Consider the following 14,275-nt stretch of genomic DNA (forward strand, 5'->3'; position numbering starts at 1 on the left):
GCGCTGACCGCCCGCAAGGGCGAACTCGCCGATCTCATGACAGCCGAGATCGGCTCCCCCCGGAAGTGGAGCACTTTCGGCCAGGTGCTCACCGCCGTCGGTGCGCTGCGCGCCTATGCTGCGATCACCCCGGACTACCCGTTCGAATCCACCCGCCCGTCAGCAACCGGTGGCACCGTCACGGTCAGCCAGCTCCCCGTCGGTGTGGTGGGGGCGATCATCCCGTGGAACACGCCGTTGTTCATCGCCGCACTGAAGCTCGGCCCGGCGCTGTCCGCGGGCTGCACCGTTGTGCTGAAGCCGTCGCCGGACGCGCCGTTGAGCATCGGTGTGCTCACCAAGGCCATCGAAGAGGCCGGTCTGCCCGACGGTGTGGTCAACGTCGTCAACGGCGGTACGACCACCGGTGCGGCACTGATGTCGCATCCCGCGGTGGACAAGATCAGCTTCACCGGGTCCACCACGGTGGGTGCGCAGATCGCGGCGGCCTGCGGATCACAGATCCGCCGCTGCAGCACGGAATTGGGCGGCAAATCAGCTGCCATCGTCCTCCCTGACGCGGCCCTGGAATCGACGGTCAGCGGGCTGGTCGGTGGGGTGATGGGCAACAACGGTCAGCTGTGCGCCGCACTAACCCGAATCATATTGCCGCACAGCCGCTATGACGAATTCACCACCGCGCTGACCACCGCGGTGGCGGGGCTCAGCGTCGGGGACCCGGCCGACCGATCCACCGACATCGGACCGCTGATCAACGAGTCCGCCCGCGACCGGGTCGAGGGCTTCCTGCAGCGGGCCCGGGGAGAGGGCGCCACCATCCTGACCGGCGGCGAGTGTCTTACGGGGCCAGGGTGGTTCGTCACCCCCGCGGTGGTGGCTGCAACCAACGACATGGAGATCGCCCGCGAAGAAGTCTTCGGACCCGTCGCGGTGGTGATCACCTACGACGACGCCCAAGGAGACAGTGCCGCGGTGAGCATCGCCAACGACTCGAAATACGGCCTGGTGGGTGCGGTCTGGTCGGCCGACGGTGACCGGGCGGCGGCGGTGGCGTCGCGGTTGCGGGTGGGATCGGTGGCGGTCAACTCGACCGCGGTCCTGGATTTCGGCAGTCCGTTCGGCGGCTTCAAACAGTCCGGCATCGGCCGCGAGGGAGGCCCGGAGGGCATCGCCGGTTTCGTCGAGTATCAAGCCGTCATTCGCTAGACCGGAAGGGCACATCAATGCAGACGCAGGCGGCGGTGCTGTGGGAACGAAACACGCCGTGGTCGATCGAAACGATCGAGCTCGATCCGCCGAAGGCACCCGAGGTACTCGTCGAACTGCACGCGTCGGGGATGTGTCACTCCGACGATCATCTGGTGACCGGCGACATGCCGATCCGGCTGCCGTGCATCGGCGGCCACGAAGGCGCGGGTGTGGTGAAGGCCGTCGGCGACCATGTGTCGTGGCTACAGCCCGGTGACCACGTGGTGTTCAGCTTTATCCCGTCCTGTGGGCGCTGCCCGTCATGTTCGACCGGCCATCAGAGCCTGTGCGACCTGGGCGCAAAGATCTACTCCGGGATGCAGATTCACGACGGAACCGCTCGTCACCACGCGGGCGGGAAGGATCTGGCGCTTGCCTGCGGTGTCGGTTCGTTTTCGCACCACACCGTCGTGCACGAGGCGAGCTGCGTCAAGATTCCCGAGCACTACCGACTCGACCTCGCCTGCCTGCTTGGCTGCGGGTTCATCACCGGGTGGGGTTCGTCGGTCTACGCGGCCGATGTGCGGCCCGGGGACACCGTCGTGGTGGCCGGTGTCGGCGGTATCGGTGCGGCGGCCGTACAGGGCGCGCGGCTGGCCGGGGCGCGCACGATCACGGTGATCGACCCATCGGAGTACAAGCGTGAAGAAGCCATGAAGATGGGCGCCACGCACACCGCGGCGAACTGGAAAGAAGCAAAAGGCGTTGTCGCCGAGGCGACGTGGGACCGCGGCGCGGACAAGTTCATCTGCGCTATGGGTGTCGGCGACGGGCAGCTGGTCGGCCAGGCGCTGGCCATGACGGCCAAACGCGGCAAGCTGGTCGTCACCAATATCCACCCGATGCTGGAACGCGAAATCCGGGCCAACCTGATGGACCTCACCCTGACGGAGAAGCAGATCATCGGCACGCTGTACGGCTCTGGCAACCCGCGGGCCGACATCCCGAAAATCCTGGAACTGTACAGTGCCGGACAGGTGGATCTGGAGTCGATGGTCACTCGGACGTACCCGCTAGAGAAGGTCAACGACGGCTACGCCGACATGCACGCCGGCGCCAACATTCGCGGAGTGCTGATCTATCCGGCGGCCGAGGGGTCCAACACGTTAGAGCCCGGCGTGCCATGAACCCAAATGGCACGCTCACGCGGTCGCATGAACGGTCTCCCATCCGCCTCCCTCGGCGGATCGGTGCGCGGCATCGATCACGGCGAGGCTGAGCAGTCCGTCCTCGAAGGTGGCCACGGTGACCGGTTCCCCGTCGAAGGCCGGGCGCCAGTCCTCGAGCATGAGGGCCATCGCCCGACTGGCGTGTCCGGCCAGTCCCTTGGGCAGGCGCTCCGGGTGGGCCGGCTCGCGGTCGTTGACCGCCAGCGGGGTCAATCCGTCGTCAGCGGCCGCCCCTGCCACATATGCGGTCGATCGCAGATCGCCGTCGCCGATGATGGTGCCGTCGGCGCCGAACAACTCCAGGCGGAAATGGTCGGCGTGCGCGCCGATCACCGACACACTGAGGATGGCGGTCAGCCCGGACTCCATGCGCAGCAACAGAGCGGCGGTGTCATCGGCAGTGATGTGCAACGTCTCGCCGTCGGGAAGTTCGCGGAACGGGTCACTGTTGCGGACTTCCGCGCACACCGACTCCGGGCGGCCGAACAAGCTGCACAAGAAGTCGAGGTCGTGGACCAGCATCCCGGCGAGGTATCCCCCGCCCTGGGCGCGGTCGTACATCCAGCGCGCCTGTGGCTGATGACTCGGGTGCCAGTACGACGCGCTACGGCTGACCCTGGCGAGGTACTGCTTGCCGAGGAAACCCGAGCGGACCAGGTGGGCCACGGCCAGCCAGTCGGGGTTCCATCGGTTCTCGAAGCAGCAGGCAGTGGGCCGACCCGACTGCGCGGCGGCGCACACCATGTCACGGGCTGCCTCGAGATCTCCCGCCAACGGCTTCTCGCACAGCACAGCCTTTCCGGCGGCCAGAGCGGCCAGCGCCATGTCGTGGTGCAACACGGTCGGTGTGGCGACGGAAATGACATCGAGATCGTCGCGGGCGACGAACGATTGCCAGTCGGTGGACGTGTCCTCGATGGCGAGCTTGGCCGCGACGCGGCTCAACCGCTCGGGGGTGCGCGCGCACAGCGCGACTGGCTCGAAGCCGTCGGCCGCCCGGAAACCCGGAACCTGCACGTGCGCGCCCCAGCCCACTCCCACCACGCCGACCCGCAGCGTCATCTGCCCTCCTCGGCGCCGAACCGATCCGCCCCCGCCTACAGTGACACTAATGTTAGATTCTGCATCCGTTCAAGGGGCTGGCAGATACTGGATGGCGTTCTCCCAATTGTTTCCCGGTACCCATTCGTTGCCTCAGGGTGACACGAGTGCCAGAATCGGGGTGTGAACGCGCTCGACACCGACGAACTGGAATTCACCTCACTCATCGACCTGGGGTGGTGGCAAGACCACCCCGACCAGCGCACCGCGCTGTATCGCCGACTTCGGGACGCCGGCCGACCGGTGTTCGTGCCGATCGGGCGGAAAGGCAAGGGATTCTGGGCGGTCGGTACCCACGCCGACATCGTTGACATCAGCCGTCGCCCCGCGGAGTTCTGTTCGGGTCAGGGCACTCAGATCTTCGACCAGACACCGGAGATGCGGGAGTACCGCGGATCGATCATCGACATGGATGACCCCGAACACATGCGGATCCGCAAGATCGTGTCCCGCGGCTTCACCCCGCGCATGCTCGCGGAACTGCGCGGCCTGGTCGAATCCACCACCGCCGAGATTCTCGACGCGATGCCCGCGTCGGGCGAGTGCGATTTCGTCAGCGACTTCGCGATCCTGCTGCCGTTGCGAATCATCGACACCATGCTCGGTGTGCCGCGCGAACACGAGCAGTTCATTCTGCAGTCCACCAACGTGATCCTGGGGGCCTCGGACCCGGAATACGTGCCCGAGCAGAGCGTCGCCGGTATCGAGGCCGCCGTCACCGAGACCAGTGTCAAGCTGATCGAGCTGCTCAAGGGGATCGCCGAGGACCGCATCGCCAACCCCACCAACGATGTGATCAGCAAGTTGGTCACCTCGGAGGAGGAAAACCTGACCCCACAGGAGCTGGCGAAGTTCTTCATCCTGCTGGTGGGGGCGGGTAACGAGACCACCCGCAATGCGTTGACCCACGGTCTGCACATCCTGACCCACCACCCCGATCAGCGCGACAAGCTACTCAGCGACTACGACACGCTCGCCCCCAGGGCGGTCGAGGAGATCCTGCGGTACGCCAGCCCGGTGATCCACATGCGCCGAACCGTGACCGCCGACGGGGTGACGCTCGCATCCGGTTCCCACACCTTCGCCAAGGGCGACCGGGTGGTGATGTGGTATCCGGCGGCCAACCGCGATCCGGCGGCCTTCGACGATCCGGAGCTCTTCGACATCACCCGCAACCCGAACAATCACCTGGCCTTCGGTGGTCCCGGACCGCATTTCTGCCTGGGCGCACACCTGGCCCGGCTGGAGCTCAACGTGGCCTTGAAGATGATCTACGATCGCTACCCCGACATCAGGACAGTCGGCGAACCCGTGATGCTGCGCTCCAATTTCGTCAACGGCATCAAGCACCTGAACGCGATTTACACGCCATGACCACCACCATCCTGTCCGACGTCGCCGACGGCGTCATGACCATCACGCTCAACCGGCCGGATGCGGCCAACGCGTTGCGACCCGCCGACCGCGACGCGCTCATCGCGCTGTTGGCGACCGCCGACACCGACGAGCGGGCACGCGTTGTGGTGTTGCGCGCCAACGGGAAACACTTCTGCTCCGGCGCCGATGTGAACACGCTGCAGGACCGCCGTCAGACGGTCCAGAAACGGGTACTGGACCCGATGCGGCGCATCATGAGCGGCGCGCAGAAGCTGATAGCCAGCATCTTGGACTGCAACAAACCGGTCATTGCCGTGGTACAGGGCGCTGCCGCGGGACTCGGCGCCCACATCGCCTACGCCAGCGACCTGGTCATCGCGGCCGAGAACGCCTACTTCACAGAATCTTTCGTCAAGCGGGGCCTTACCGTCGACGGCGGTGGCTGTTACCTGCTGCCCCGGCGCATCGGCATGCAGAAAGCCAAGGAGATGGCGTTCTTCGGGGAAAAGCTGGGTGCTGCCGAAGCGTTGGCATTGGGCCTGGTGAACCGGGTGGTGCCGGCCGAGGAACTCGACGCCGCGGTAGCCGACTTCGCCGACCGACTGGCCACGGCGCCCACCAGCGCGATCGCGCTCACCAAGCGCCTACTCAACGACTCCCCCGACTGCGACCGCCGCGCCGCTTTCACCGCCGAAGCGATGGCCCAGGAGATCCAGTCGTATTCGCATGACTCCCAAGAGGGGGTGCAGGCATTCGTCGAGAAGCGCCCGACCCGCTACACCGGGTGGTGACCATGGCCCGCGCCGACATCCCGGTCATCGACCCGGCCAGCGCACCGTATTGGCAGGCGGCGCGGCAGGGCCGGCTGCTGATCGCGCACTGCCGCGCCTGCGCGACGGTGCACCACTACCCGCGCCCGTTTTGCCCACACTGCTGGAGCGACGACGTCGTTCCGGTCCAGGCCAGCGGTAGCGGCATCCTGTACACGTATTCGACGGTGTACGTCAACGATCTCCCACCGTTCCGCGACCGGGTGCCCTATATCGCGGCCATTGTCGAACTGGCTGAGGGGCCGCGGGTGATGACGACGATCGAGGGTGTTCCCCACGAACAGCTACGCATCGGAATGGCGGTCACCGCTGAATTCCGGCCCGTCGACGACCAGGATCCGGGCAGCCCCTATCTGACGGTCTTCACCGCAAGCAAGGAGGACGAGTGAGAGGACTACTCGACGGCAAGGTTGCCTTGGTCACCGGTGCCGGACACGGCATCGGTCGCGGGCATGCGCTGGAGCTGGCCAAACACGGCGCGACGGTGATCGTCAACGACCTGGGCACCTCGTTGGCCGGCGAGGGCAGCGGAAAGGTCGCCGATGAGGTGGTGCAGATCATCGAAAGCCGAGGCGGCAAAGCGGTTTCGGACTTCAGCGACGTCGGCGACGAAGAGCAGGTCGAGCTCGTGGTCGAACGCGCCTACTCCCAGCTGGGTCGGCTCGACATCGTCGTGAACAATGCGGGCATCGTCCGCGACAAGGCGATCTGGAACATGACCGCCGAGGACTTCGACCTCGTGATGCGGGTGCATGTTCGGGGCAGCTGGCTGACCAGTCGCGCGGTCACCCGACAATGGCGTGCGGAGTCGAAGGCCAACGGTGGCACCAAGGTGTATGGCCGGATCATCAACACCACCTCAGGAGCCGGCCTGCACGGACATTTCGGGCAGACCAACTACAGTGCGGCCAAGGCCGCGATCGTCGGCCTGACCCAGACCCTGAGTCTGGAACTGGCGTCGATCGGCGCCACCGCCAACATCATCAGCCCTGGTGGCCGCACGCGGATGTCAGCGTCGATGCCCGGAGCTGCGGCGGCGATCGAACCCGACGAACGCGCCGAGGACGAATTCGACCCCAAGGACCCGTCGCTGAGTTCACCGGTGGTGGCGTGGCTGGCAAGTCCGGAAGCCGGCCACATAAGCGGACAGGTCATCCGCGCGCTCGGGGAGAACATCCAGTTGCTCAAGGGCTGGCATCCGGTCGCGACGGTCTCCAGCGGCCAGAAGCGCTGGGACGCAAATACGCTCGGTGTGATCATGGCGACTGACGTATTCGGCACCCGCAATCCGGGACTGCGGCTCGGCGGCTGACTGCCCGCCACACCCAGCAGCGCGGCCAGCTGATCGGATGTGCTGCAAGCCAACGCCGGGTTGCCCCTGGCGACGCGCACCTTCTGCGCACCTTCTGGTGTCGTCGGGCGTTTCGAACCGGCAATGGCGACACCGATGGGGTTATCCGGTCCGGACTAGCCGGTAAGTTGGGCGTTGCTCCATTCGGTTTGTGCCACCGCCGGACGAATTTTACCGAGAACCGTTGCGATGGTGTCCATCTCGGTGTCGGTTAAATTGGCGCGCGCCGTCAAACGCAGCCTGGACGTGCCGGCTGGCACGGTCGGCGGCCGAAAGCAGCCAACGCTCAGTCCGCCGGCTCGGCAGGCCTGAGCGGCCGCATAGGCGCGCTGCGGCTCTCCCAGCACGACGGAGACAACCGCCGAATCCGGTTGGGCCACCGACACGATGCGCGAGATCTCGGCGGCGCGGGCCAGTGCCCGACCCGCCATCGTCGGGTCCCGGCGCAATAGCCGTAACGAGGCCAGCGCGGCCCCCACGGCGGCTGGGGCCAGTCCGGTGTCGAAGATGAACGTCCGTGCGGTATCGATCAGGTGGCTGCGCAGTCGCTCGGTGCCCAGCACCACACCGCCCTGGGCTGCCAGCGCCTTCGACAGCGTCGCGGTGATCACCAGATCGGGCTGGCCGGCCAGACCGAGTTCATGCACGAGACCGCGACCGCCCTCGCCGCGTACGCCGATGCCGTGCGCCTCGTCGACGATCAGCACCGCCTGGTGGGCGCGCACCACGCGGTGCAGCTCCGCCAATGGCGCCAGGTCGCCATCAGCGCTGAACACCGAGTCGGTGATCACCAGGGCGCGCTCCTCGGCGCGTTCGGCCAGCAGCCGCTCGATCGACGCAACGTCGCCGTGCGGGGTGACCTCCACCCTGGCTCTCGACAGCCGGCAGGCATCCACCAGCGACGCGTGGCTGCTGGCATCGGAGATCACCAGCGTTCCGCGCGCGGCCAGGGCCGTCACCACGCCCAGATTGGCGGCGTACCCGGAGGCAAACACCAGGCCTGCTTCTGCTCCGACGAAGTCGGCAAGCTCTGTCTCCAGCTGCTCGTGGTCAAGGGTCGTGCCGGTCACCAGCCGGGACCCGGTTGCTCCCGTGCCCCAGGTGCGGACGGCCTCGATCGCACCCTGGATCACTGCGGGATGCCGCGACAGTCCCAGGTAGTCGTTGGATGCCAGATCGATCAGCCCGCTCTGCGGCGGTCGCGCCCGCAGCTCCCGACGCAGGCCAGCCCGCACGCGCTCCTCGGCACGCAGGTCCATCCAGTTCAGCGGGTCCAAATCCACAGCTAGCGAGCTTACTTAAACAGTGTTCAATGATTGCGGTGGGCTGCCGATCGGTGCCGAACTCCGGGGAAGATAGGGACCGTCGGCTCCGGCCTAGGGATTTCAGGCGTGCTCTGGGGCGCTTAGCTGCCCGCAGAGGTGCAGCCGACCGTTATTCGTCGTCGAAAACTTTCAGTACCCCTTCTGGGCAGGCGCTTGCACCTGCGATCGCGCTGTCGCGCAGCGATTCGTCGATCACGCTGGGCGGTGGCAGGAGATATCCGTTGTCGTCGAGCTCATAGACGTCGGGCGCCGCGGCGTTGCACTGTGCATGCCCGACGCAGCGTGATTGGTCGAATTCGATTCTGGGCATCAGGATTTCACTCCCGTAAGGTTGCCCGGGGTGAACTTGATCGGCAGGCTGCGCGGGGCGTATACCTCACCGGCATCCTCGAACATCACCGCAGGTCCGTTTGCTTCGAAATCGGGCAGGCGTTCGAGGATTTCGGCGATCATCTCCTGAAACATCATCCGTGCCAAATGTGAGCCCAGGCAGCGATGTTGTCCGACCCCGAATGCCATGTGTTTCTGGCTGTTCTTGCGCCAGAGGTCGATCTTGTCCGGCTCGTCGAACACCGCCGGGTCGCGGTTTGCGGCCGCCCACATGAGGATGGCGCGGTCACCGGCTTTGAGTTGCTGGCCGTGGAATTCCGCGTCGCGCGACACCGTGCGGGCCAGCCCCAACGTCGGCGTGGCGTGCCGGAGGAACTCGTCGGTGGCGGGTTTGAGCAATTCGGGCTGCTCGATGAGGATCTGACGCAGCTCAGGCTGATTGATCAAGCGCAGCAGCACGTTTCCGGTCAGACCGCTGGTGGTGTCCATGCCGCCCAGCATCATCATCACCGTGTACATCAGGATCTGGCTGTCGTCGAGGGGGACGCCGTCGATCTGGCCGTCGAGGATCTCGCCGAACAGGTCGTCGCCGTTCTCACCGGCCTCGCGGCGCTCGGCCATGTGCTTGTGGATTTCGCCGAAGAGTTCCATGGCCGCGGTGGCGGCCTTCTCTTCGTCGTGGGTGCGGTCGTGGACGAAGGTGTGCACCCAGTTCACCCACTGCCGATACTTCGATTCGTCGAACCCCAGCATGTGCAGCACCAGTTTGGCCGGCAGTGGGGTGGTCAGCTCGCCAACGATGTCGCATTCACCTCGCTCGATGAACTCGTTGACCATCTCGGTGGCCATCCGCCGCGCCGCCGGTCGCAACCGTTCGGCCGCACCGGGCGAGAACGTCTTCACCGTCACCTGGCGCAGCTTCTTCGTCAGCGGTGGGTCGGACTCGATCGGAATGATCGGGAAGGGAGCCGTGCTGGCCGGCACGCCCACGGAGGGATACGAATTGAACAGATCGTCGTCGCGCGCGGCGTCGAATACCGACGCGTAGTCCAGCAGCGACCAGAAACCGCCATGCTGCCCGGAATGGGTGACCGGGCACTGGGCGCGCATCTGCGCGAGCGCCGCGTGGGGAGGCGCCTCCCGGAACTCCGGCGAATGGTGATCGAAGTTCGCGTGGAGGGGGCAGACCTCCTGCTCGACTGTCATGGCCGTGGTCCCTTCGTGGACTGCGAGAACGTGTCAAAAACTACAATTTCCGTCACTTTGTAGTGCGCGCTACACGCTAAGCAATTGTGTAGTCTCGGTCAAGTATCACAGGTAAGGTGCCGATCATGACGGTCACCGGGCAGGCAACTCCGGGCCGCGCCACGGCCTGGGGCGCCGATACGCCTATCGATGAGCAGCAGGCCCGGGATCGGCTGCTCGACGCCGCCGAGGCCTGCTACGCCGACCGCGGGCCCAGCCGCACGCGGATGAGCGACATCGCGCACCGCGCCGGCGTGCACCGCACCACGGTGTACTCGTATTTCCCCAACAAAGACGCGGTGTTGGCAGCGTGTTTCGTGCGTGCGGTGACCGAGGTCCTCGACGCCGGCGAGCCATGCTGGCACACCGACGAGCCGTTCCTCGAGCAGCTGGTGCAGGCGATGCTTATCGGTATGGAGGCCGGGCGCCGATCACCGACCATGCGGCTGCTGATCGGTGAGCAGGAAGCCGGACGCACGTTCCGGGCCGCCGAAGCCTCCGAGCTGTGGCGCCGGGACCTCGCCGAAAACCTCGGTCAACGCATCGCGGCCGCGGCCGCCACCGGTCAGGTCCGCGACGACGTGTCCCCGGAAACAATGGCCCACTGGGTCACCCGCATTGCGTTCAGCCTGGTCGCCGAACCGGCCCGGCCCGAAGACGGCGGCGACGAGGGCATCTTGCGGACCTTCCTCATCGCGTCCCTCGCGCCGGCCGAAAGAGCCTGAGCCGTATCACGATATCTCGTTACGGAGTAGCTACAGTGAGGCAGCGGCAGCCAACCTGCGCAACGCAACCCGGTCCGGTTTGAGCATCGGGGTCAGCGGGATGTCGTCGACCAGGACGAGGTGGTCGGGCGCCTTGTAGTCGGCCAGCTGGGTGCGCACGTGGGCGCGCAGCTCCGCCAGTGACGGTGCGGCGGCGGGATCTTCAGGCACGACGAACGCGACGCCGATCTCGCCGATGACCGGTGCCGGCCGGCCGACGACGGCGGTGCGGGCGACCCCCGGGTGGGTCGCGATCACCTGCTCGACTTCGACGGGATGCACATTGAACCCGCCGCGGATGTACATGTCGCCGGAGCGTCCGACGATCGACAGCGTGCCATCGTCGTTCAGCACCCCCATGTCGCCGGTGCGCAGCCAGCCGTCGCGTAGCACCGACGCGGTCAGCTCAGGGTCGCGCCAATAGCCGCGCATCACGCACGGTCCCCGGACCTCGACGACGCCGTCGTCGACGATGCGCACCGCCATGCCCGGCGCCGGCCTGCCCACGGTGCGGAACTGGATCTCGGGCGGATCTTCGGGCTCGGTGCCGCTGATCGTCGGGCATTCGGTCATGGCGTAACGGACCACCAGTGGCACTCCGATGCGGTCGGCCACCGCGCGTACCAGCTCCGGCGACGCGGGTGCGGTCGCGGCCACGCCCACCCGCAGATGTGGGAACACGGCCGGGGACACCTCCAGCAGCTTGGCCCACTGGGTGGGCACCGCACCCGCGACGGTGATCCGCTCCTCGCGCAGCGCGGTGGCCATCCCGGCGGCGGACCATGGCGTCGGCGGAATCACAAGCGTTGTACCCCAGAGCAGTTGATCCCAGAGCTTGAACATGTAACCGGCGTGGGCGAACGGCGTAGAGGTCAGGCGGCGGTCATAAGGTGCGCTCATCACCCCCGCCGAGGCCGCACCGGCCAGCAGATTGTTTCCATCGAACACCGCTCCCTTGGGCAAACCGGTGGTTCCGCTGGAGAAGATCAACGCGACGGGGTCGTGACGGTTGATCTCAACATCGGGGACAGCCGGAAATCGGTCGCCGCTCTCGTCTGAAATGCGGCGCAGCTCGGCGGGTTCGGAAATCACCAGCGCCGGGTCGGCCTGCTCGAGGATCGCCCCGACCTCCCTGGGGCCCAGCCGGGGGTTGATCCCGGTGGTGATGGCGCCGATGATGGCCGCGGCCGCATAGCACGTCGCGTAGTCGATCCCCGACGGCAATCGCAGCGCCACCACATCGCCCTTGCCGACCCCACGGGCGACCAACCCGGCCGCGACCCTGCGGGAGCGCGACGCCCATTCCGCGAACGAGATTCGTGAGCCGGGTTCCACATACGCCTCACGGTCGCCGTACGTGACGGCTGCGGCCTCCAACAACTCGCGGGTGCTCGCGAAGTCACCGGCCAGCACCGTCATGGCTTCTCGTTACCGAGAATCATTGTGCCGCTGGAGCAGAACCAGCCTCCGGTGCCGCTGACACAGGCAATTTTCGCGTCCGCCACCTGCCGCGGTCCGCATTCACCGCGCAACTGGCGAACCGCCTCGACAAGCAGGAACAGGCCGCGCTGGCCAGGATGACATGCCGACAGGCCGCCACCGTCGGTGTTGGTGGGCAGTTGCCCACCGATGCGCAGCGCTCCGGTCTCCACAAACGCGCCGCCCTGCCCCTTCGGGCAGAAGCCGAGGTCTTCGAGGGTGAGCAGCAGCATGTAGGTGAAGGCGTCGTAGAGTTCTGCCACGTCGACCTCGGCCGGCGACACTCCGGCCCGGGCGAATGCGAGCGGGCCACTGACCGCCGCGGGTCCGACGGTCATGTCGTCCCACTGCGAGGTCAACATATGCGAGGTCGTCTCGGCAGCGCCGAGCACCCACACCGGCTGCGACCGCAGATCCTTGACCCGGTCGGCGTTGACCATCACCACCGCGGCGCCGCCATCGCTGCGGATGCAGCAGTGCAGCTTGGTGAACGGGTCGGCGATCATCGGCCCCGACAGCACCTCGTCGATCGTTATCGGGTCGCGGTAATACGCCTCGGGGTTGTCCGCGGCGTTGCACCGCGCCGACACCGCCACCTCGGCGAGCTGCTCGATCGTGGTGCCGTACTGAGACATGTGGCGGCGGGCCGCCATGGCGTACTTGGAGATCAACGTATGTCCGTACGGCGCTTCCCACTGCAGCGGTCCGCGCGCACCCCAATTGATGCTCGCGCCGCGCAATCCCTTCCTGAGGTCGGCACGAGCGGTGGATCCATACGTCAACAGCACGACGTCTGCGTGGCCTGCGGTGATGGCGTCGGCGGCGTGCGAGGCCATCACCTCCCACGCCGCGCCGCCGACCGCCGTCGAGTCTACCCACCGCGGACGCAGCCCCAGGTATTCACCGACGTCGACTGGGGGCAGCGTGCCCTGGCCGGTAGACGCAAGGCCGTCGACATCGCCGGGCGAAAGGCCGGCGTCGGCCAGAGCTCGACGGCTCGCCTGCGCGATCAGCTCGTAGGGCCCCTTGTCGTCGACGCGGCCCACGTCGGACAGCGCCACGCCGGCGATGGCAATCGTCACTGCAGCCTGTCCTGCGTGATCAGTTCCGCGAGAACGTCGTTGGGCTCGGCGAACAGGTGCCGGAGTAGGTGGGAACGTTTGAGGTAGAGGTGCATGTTGCTTTCGAAGGTGTAGCCCATACCGCCGAAGACCTGGATGCCCGCCGCGGCGTTGTCGACGGCCGCCGTGCCGGCCACTGTGAATGCGGACAGAACCTGCCACAGCGCGTCGTCGCGCCCGCTATCCAAAGCGATTGCAGCGAAGAAGGTTTGGGCCTGTGCGGCCTCGGCGGCGACCACCATGTCGACGCAACTGTGCTTGATCGCCTGGTTGGCGCCGATCGGCTTGCCGAACTGCTGGCGGGTCTTGGCGTGTTGGGTTGAGTCGGCGGCGGCGGCCAGCGCCAGTCCGGTCAGGAAAGCCGACGCGAGCACAACCGCGCGTCCCCAGATCCACTCCTTCTCGGCGGGCAGCCAATGCAGCGGCCCCGCCCCGGTCAGCGACGCTGACGCCAACCGGACACCGGGGTCGGCGGACTCGATGATGGTCGGCTCGCCGAAAACCGCGATGTCGACGAGTGCGGCGCCCTGCCGCGATAGCACCAGTGCATAACGTGCACCGAACCAGTCGAGCAGGTCGAAGGTGCCCTTGACGCTGCGCGCCTCGCCGTCACCTCGTAATACCGCAAGCGCGACGGTCGCTGCGCCCGAGCCGATCTCACCGGCCAGCTCCGCGTCGCCGCAGGCGGCACCGACCCGTGCGGCCAACGTCCCCGCCAGGAACGGGCCTGGCGCCAGCCGCCTGCCCAGTTCGATGTGCAGCAGCACCTCGTCGTCGAACGGCTGACCGGACCCGCCGAATTGCTCCGGCAACCCGAGCGTGAGCAGTCCCATCTCGGCGCCCTCGCGCCATACCTCGGGCCGCACGGCGGCGGGCTTGGCGCGGTCGGCGCGCAGCTGCTCGACCGACATCCGTTCGGCGATGAATTCCGCTGC

14 protein-coding genes are annotated in these 14,275 nt (G+C 66.8%); 7 read left to right on the top strand and 7 right to left on the bottom strand.

Features of this window, described 5'->3' with window-relative positions:
- Positions 1-1,206: aldehyde dehydrogenase family protein (locus tag AC2VOU_RS08920; protein ID WP_486957056.1), on the top strand; the 1,206-nt coding region annotated here is incomplete at its 5' end.
- Positions 1,207-1,223: 17 nt separating this feature from the next.
- On the top strand, positions 1,224-2,375 hold the full coding sequence (locus AC2VOU_RS08925; RefSeq protein WP_090422576.1) for an NDMA-dependent alcohol dehydrogenase: 1,152 nt from the start codon (positions 1,224-1,226) through the stop codon (positions 2,373-2,375).
- A gap of 15 nt (positions 2,376-2,390) precedes the next feature.
- Here AC2VOU_RS08925 and AC2VOU_RS08930 read toward each other — a convergent pair whose 3' ends face one another.
- Complete coding sequence (locus AC2VOU_RS08930) at positions 2,391-3,479, bottom strand: Gfo/Idh/MocA family protein (protein WP_090422577.1); 1,089 nt, start codon at positions 3,477-3,479, stop codon at positions 2,391-2,393.
- Positions 3,480-3,641: 162 nt separating this feature from the next.
- Between AC2VOU_RS08930 and AC2VOU_RS08935 the strand changes: the two genes are divergently transcribed.
- The 4 genes from AC2VOU_RS08935 to AC2VOU_RS08950 are packed head-to-tail and all read left to right on the top strand — an operon-like array spanning position 3,642 to position 7,037.
- Positions 3,642-4,892, top strand: a complete 1,251-nt coding sequence (locus tag AC2VOU_RS08935; protein WP_486957057.1) for a cytochrome P450 — start codon at positions 3,642-3,644, stop codon at positions 4,890-4,892.
- On the top strand, positions 4,889-5,686 hold the full coding sequence (locus AC2VOU_RS08940) for an enoyl-CoA hydratase/isomerase family protein (RefSeq protein ID WP_486957058.1): 798 nt from the start codon (positions 4,889-4,891) through the stop codon (positions 5,684-5,686). Before AC2VOU_RS08935 ends, AC2VOU_RS08940 begins: the two co-directional genes overlap by 4 nt.
- A gap of 2 nt (positions 5,687-5,688) precedes the next feature.
- Positions 5,689-6,114, top strand: coding sequence for a Zn-ribbon domain-containing OB-fold protein (locus AC2VOU_RS08945; protein ID WP_486957059.1), 426 nt, complete (start codon positions 5,689-5,691; stop codon positions 6,112-6,114).
- Positions 6,111-7,037 (top strand): SDR family NAD(P)-dependent oxidoreductase, encoded by a 927-nt coding sequence (locus tag AC2VOU_RS08950; RefSeq protein ID WP_486957060.1) that lies wholly within the window; start codon positions 6,111-6,113, stop codon positions 7,035-7,037. The genes AC2VOU_RS08945 and AC2VOU_RS08950 overlap by 4 nt, the downstream gene beginning before the upstream one ends.
- A 155-nt stretch (positions 7,038-7,192) precedes the next feature.
- Here the strand turns inward: AC2VOU_RS08950 and AC2VOU_RS08955 are convergent, their stop codons facing one another.
- The 3 genes from AC2VOU_RS08955 to AC2VOU_RS08965 form a co-directional block, all read right to left on the bottom strand.
- Entirely contained in the window at positions 7,193-8,335 is a 1,143-nt protein-coding gene (locus AC2VOU_RS08955; protein ID WP_486957065.1) for an 8-amino-7-oxononanoate synthase, read from the bottom strand.
- Positions 8,336-8,510: 175 nt separating this feature from the next.
- Positions 8,511-8,711: a ferredoxin gene (locus AC2VOU_RS08960; protein ID WP_085242862.1), complete on the bottom strand. Its 201-nt coding sequence runs from the start codon at positions 8,709-8,711 to the stop codon at positions 8,511-8,513.
- A complete protein-coding gene (locus AC2VOU_RS08965; protein WP_486957061.1) occupies positions 8,711-9,937 on the bottom strand; it encodes a cytochrome P450 in 1,227 nt (408 codons plus the stop codon). Before AC2VOU_RS08965 ends, AC2VOU_RS08960 begins: the two co-directional genes overlap by 1 nt.
- Before the next feature lie 125 nt (positions 9,938-10,062).
- Here AC2VOU_RS08965 and AC2VOU_RS08970 point away from each other — a divergent pair, with 125 nt between their 5' ends.
- Positions 10,063-10,701, top strand: coding sequence for a TetR/AcrR family transcriptional regulator (locus tag AC2VOU_RS08970; RefSeq protein WP_342929629.1), 639 nt, complete (start codon positions 10,063-10,065; stop codon positions 10,699-10,701).
- A 30-nt stretch (positions 10,702-10,731) separates the two neighbouring features.
- On the opposite strand, the gene AC2VOU_RS08975 is transcribed toward AC2VOU_RS08970, so the two are convergent.
- The 3 genes from AC2VOU_RS08975 to AC2VOU_RS08985 form a co-directional block, all read right to left on the bottom strand.
- Positions 10,732-12,159: a class I adenylate-forming enzyme family protein gene (locus AC2VOU_RS08975; protein ID WP_486957062.1), complete on the bottom strand. Its 1,428-nt coding sequence runs from the start codon at positions 12,157-12,159 to the stop codon at positions 10,732-10,734.
- Positions 12,156-13,301 carry an acetyl-CoA acetyltransferase gene (locus AC2VOU_RS08980; protein ID WP_486957063.1) on the bottom strand — a complete coding sequence of 382 codons (1,146 nt, stop codon included), beginning with the start codon at positions 13,299-13,301 and terminating at the stop codon, positions 12,156-12,158. Before AC2VOU_RS08980 ends, AC2VOU_RS08975 begins: the two co-directional genes overlap by 4 nt.
- Positions 13,298-14,275: acyl-CoA dehydrogenase family protein (locus AC2VOU_RS08985; protein WP_486957064.1), on the bottom strand; the 978-nt coding region annotated here is incomplete at its 5' end. The genes AC2VOU_RS08985 and AC2VOU_RS08980, both read right to left, overlap by 4 nt.

The sequence above is a fragment of the Mycobacterium sp. TH-M25 genome (assembly GCF_057473665.1).